Source organism: Nonomuraea sp. NPDC049709, assembly GCF_040674815.1.
Taxonomy (GTDB): Bacteria; Actinomycetota; Actinomycetes; order Streptosporangiales; family Streptosporangiaceae; genus Nonomuraea.
Genome location: NZ_JBFANM010000083.1, coordinates 1 through 4119, shown reverse-complemented (window position 1 = coordinate 4119; position 4119 = coordinate 1). Strand labels below are relative to the sequence as shown.

General features: G+C 69.6%; 2 protein-coding genes. Both read left to right on the top strand.

Annotated features, from left to right (window positions below):
• The first annotated feature begins 245 nt into the window (after positions 1-245).
• The gene (locus AB0J69_RS50385) at positions 246-659 is read left to right on the top strand and encodes a ComEA family DNA-binding protein (protein ID WP_364133480.1); all 414 of its coding nucleotides are present in this window, start codon (positions 246-248) and stop codon (positions 657-659) included.
• A gap of 430 nt (positions 660-1089) precedes the next feature.
• The gene (locus tag AB0J69_RS50380; RefSeq protein ID WP_364133478.1) at positions 1090-3876 is read left to right on the top strand and encodes a ComEC/Rec2 family competence protein; all 2787 of its coding nucleotides are present in this window, start codon (positions 1090-1092) and stop codon (positions 3874-3876) included.
• Positions 3877-4119 lie beyond the last annotated feature (243 nt).

The window sequence follows — 4119 nt, the reverse complement described above, 5'->3', positions numbered from 1 at the left end:
CGCCAAAGCCCGCCCCTATCCCGCTACCAGCCTCCGTCAAAAGACTCCACAAGATCCTCACCTCCCAGAGCCCCGCCCTCGACCCAGGCAGGCCAGGCCTACGCGTCCTACTCGCCGTAGGCGGTCTCGCCACGGTTGTCGCAGCCTTCTTCATCTGGCGATCGCAACCCTCCCCGCAACCCCTCCCACCGCCCACCCCGATCGCCTCGATCACGCCCTTGACCCCGTCCCCCACCACCGCCAAGGTGACCGTCCACGTAGCCGGCAAGATCCGCGAACCAGGCGTCTACCTCCTCCCTTCGGGTGCCCGAGTGGCGGATGCCGTGACGGCCGCCGGAGGAGTGTCCCGAGGAGCCTCCACGGGACAACTCAACCTGGCCAGACGCCTGATCGACGGCGAGCAGATAGTCGTGGGCGCCACCCAGGGCCGGGCGGTGGCCGGTTCTCCCGCAGCTGACCCGGCCACCGCCATCCTCGACCTCAACGCCGCCACCACCGACCAACTGGAGCAGCTTCCGGGCGTGGGAGAGGTCCTGGCGGCACGCATCATCGAATTCCGTACCAGCCGCGGCGGCTTCACCACCGTCGACCAACTCCGCGAAGTCAGCGGTATCGGCCCAAGAAAGTTCGAAGAGATCAAACCAAAGGTCCGGGTCTAACATGCCCGGCCCGCCCACCGAACCCACAGGCCCAGCAGGTGCCGACAACGCCCACAGGCTCTCGGCCGATCAACCCCACGAAGGGCACCACCGGCACGACCACGCCCCCACAGCCAACCCCAGCCCCGGCCCGCACTTCGGCGCTGACCCCGCCCCTTGTCCCGACGCTGCCCCCGCCTCCGACCTTGACGCTGCCCCCGCCCCCTGCCCTGACGTTGGCTGCGCACCCGGTCATGACCCCACCTCCGACTCGGGCCCTGCCGCTGCATTCCGCCTCGACCCCAGCCCTGGCCCCTCCGCGGATCCCGACTCGGATCCCGCCCCGGATCCCGACTCGAGCACGCGCGACAACGCTTGGCCCCTCACCCTCCCCGCTCTGGCAGCCTGGGCCAGCGCCCTCACCCTCCTCGCGTGCCCAGCCAGTACCGGCATGATCGTCGCTGCTTCCGCCGTCCTCGGCGCAGCAGCGACCGCCTGGTTCACTCGCGCAGCGGCGGCCGATCACACCGAGCGTCATAACGCCGACCCCACCAATCGCCAGCACGCCGACCCCACCAAACGCCAGCACACCGAGCGCACCGAATGCCGTGACACCGACCGCACCGATTGTCGGGACACTGCTCTCACCAGCTTGGGCGCCGAACGTGGCGGATGGCGCGGGGCCAGGCAGAGCTCATGGCGGAACATCGCCATAGCCACACTCATCTGCGCAGCCGCAGCCGCAGCCTCGGTCGCCCTCCGAATCCACGCCCTGACCACGGGCCCGGCAGCAGAGCTCGCAGCCCAGAACGCATTCATCACCGCCCAGATCGCGCTGACCGACGACCCCAAGCGCAGACCAAAGGGAAACGGACGCTTCAACCAAGAAAGCTACGTGATCCCCGCAGACCTAAAAATCATCCAGACGTCCACGACCAGGACAGCCGTCAACATCCCCATCACCGTCTTCGCCACCGGCCGGGCCTGGAACACCCTCCTGCCGACCCAACACGTAGAAGTCACCGGCCGCCTGGCGAAACCGACCCCTGGCACCCTGGTAGCCGCCACGCTGCTCGTCCGAGAGCCACCACGAGTCCTGACACCCCCATCCAGCCTTCAGACCGCAGCGGGCACCCTCAGATCGGGTCTGCGATCCGCCGCCGACGTGCTCCCACCTGACCAGCGCGGCCTCCTCCCCGGCCTGGTCGTCGGTGACGTCTCCCGCATGGACCCCCAGGTGGCCTCCGACCTCAGAGAAGCCGGCCTGAGCCACCTGAACGCCGTAAGCGGCGCCAACCTGGCGATCGTCGCCGGTGCGACCCTCGCACTCTCCCGCCTGATCGGCCTCTCCCTCCCCGTGAGAGCCGTCTTCGCCGCCGTCGCGATGCTCGCGTTCACCGTGGTCGCACGCCCTTCTCCAAGCGTCCTGCGAGCGCTTCTGATGGGCCTGGCAGCAGCCATCGCCATGGGCACGGGCCGCTCGAAGGACGGCTTCGCGGCCCTGTCAGCGACGGTCCTCTTCCTGGTGCTGTTCGCCCCCGAACTCGCCCGTTCCTACGGTTTCGCCCTCTCGGTCACCGCGACAGCAGGCATCCTCCTCCTCGCACCGCGCTGGCGAGACAAGCTGTCAGGCTCGGAAGACGAGGCCACCCCATCGGAAGCACCTGGCACCGAACCTGACCAACACCGGGACCGCAGCCCTGAACCGCCCGATGCCTCGGCTTTGGGTCGTGGTCAGTCTGCGGGTGGTGCCTCGACTCCCGGATTTGGCCCCGTGTCGGTCCGTAGCCCGGTCCCGGTCGGCACCACCGCTCCAGCGGATGGCGCAGCCCCAGCCCGTGGTACGGCCCCAGCCTGTGATGTGGCCCCAGCCTGTGGTGTGGCCCCAGCGTGTGGCGCAGTCCCAGTGCGTGGTGAGGCCCCGGCCCGTGATGAGGCCCCGGCCCGTGGTGCCTCTGCCCAGAGTCCGGCCTCGGTTGGGAGTTCGGCCTCGGACAAGCCGACGTACCGGCTACCCCGCTGGGTCGCCGAGGCAGTGGCTGTGCCGGCGGCAGCGCAGATCGCCGTGACCCCCGTGCTGGTGCTGATGTCGGGACAGTTGACGCCCGTCGCGGTAATCGCCAACCTGCTGGTCGCACCGGCCGTCGCGCCCGCGACGCTGCTCGGCTTCGGCGCCGCTCTGGTGGCGCCCCTGTGGCCTGATGGTGCGCGGCTGCTCGTGATCCCGGCCGGGTACGCGGTCGGTTGGATCGTCATGGTGGCCCGGTGGGCGGTGAACCTTCCCTTCGCCACCGTGCCTTGGCCTGCTGGACTGCCTGGGCTGGGCCTGCTCCTGCTCGCGGTGGCCGTGGCGATTCCGATCCTGCGACGCCGGGCCTGGCGCGCCATCGCAGGGACTGTGGCCGGTGCCGCCCTGGTTGCGGTGCTGGTGGTCCGGCCCATCGCCGGTCCATGGCCTCCCGAGGGCTGGCTCATGGTGATGTGCGACGTGGGGCAGGGAGACGGCCTGGTGGTCTCGGCCGGACCGGGGCGGGGCGTCGTGGTCGACACGGGACCGGATCCGGTCGCCATGGATCGGTGCCTGCGAAGACTCGGTGTGGAGGACGTACCGTTGCTCGTTCTCACCCATCCCCATGCGGATCACGTGGATGGCCTGCCGGGTGTTCTCCGTAACCGGCGTGTCGGCGCGGTGGTCGTCAGCCCCCTGCGTGCCGGTGACCGGGCCGGTTCACGTGTCTCAGCCACGCTGGCGCATCGCCGGATACCCGAAGGGACGGCCTCACCGGGGACGCGCTGGAGGTTCGGGCCGTCCGAGCTGACCGTACTGGCGCCGGATCCCGCTCATGGCGAGATGAACGGATATGGCGAGGGCAGCGCGATCAACAACTCGAGCGTGGTCATGCACGTACGCTGGCGAGCCGGGTCGATCCTGCTCGGCGGCGATCTGGAAACGGAGGCGCAGGAGGAACTGCTGCGAGGGCTCGCCGTACGGGCTGACATCCTCAAGACTCCGCACCACGGGTCGAACCGGCAGTCTCCGGCCTTCCTGGCGTCGCTTGGTGCGCGAGCCGCGTTGATCAGTGTGGGAGCCGACAACGACTACGGTCATCCCGCCATGTCCACACTCGGGCTTTTGCGGCGGCTCGGGCTCACCGTCTACCGCACCGATCAGTCGGGCGACCTTGCGGTGGTGGAGGCGGGGGACGGGCGGATGGCGGTGGTCCCGCGCGGGCCGTAGCAGCAGGACAGGTCGCCGGAAGTGAGGCAGCGGTACATCTTGCCGGGAGGTGGGGGAGCAGCTGTACGGATCTCTGGAAGGTGGGGGAGCGCTGTACGGATCTCTGGGAGGTGGGCGGAGCGCTGTACGGATCTCTGGGAGGTGGGGGGGAGCGCGGGACGGATCTCTGGGAGGTGGGCGGAGCGCTGTACGGATCTCTGGGAGGTGGGGGGAGCGCGGGACGGATCTCTGGGAGGTGGGGGG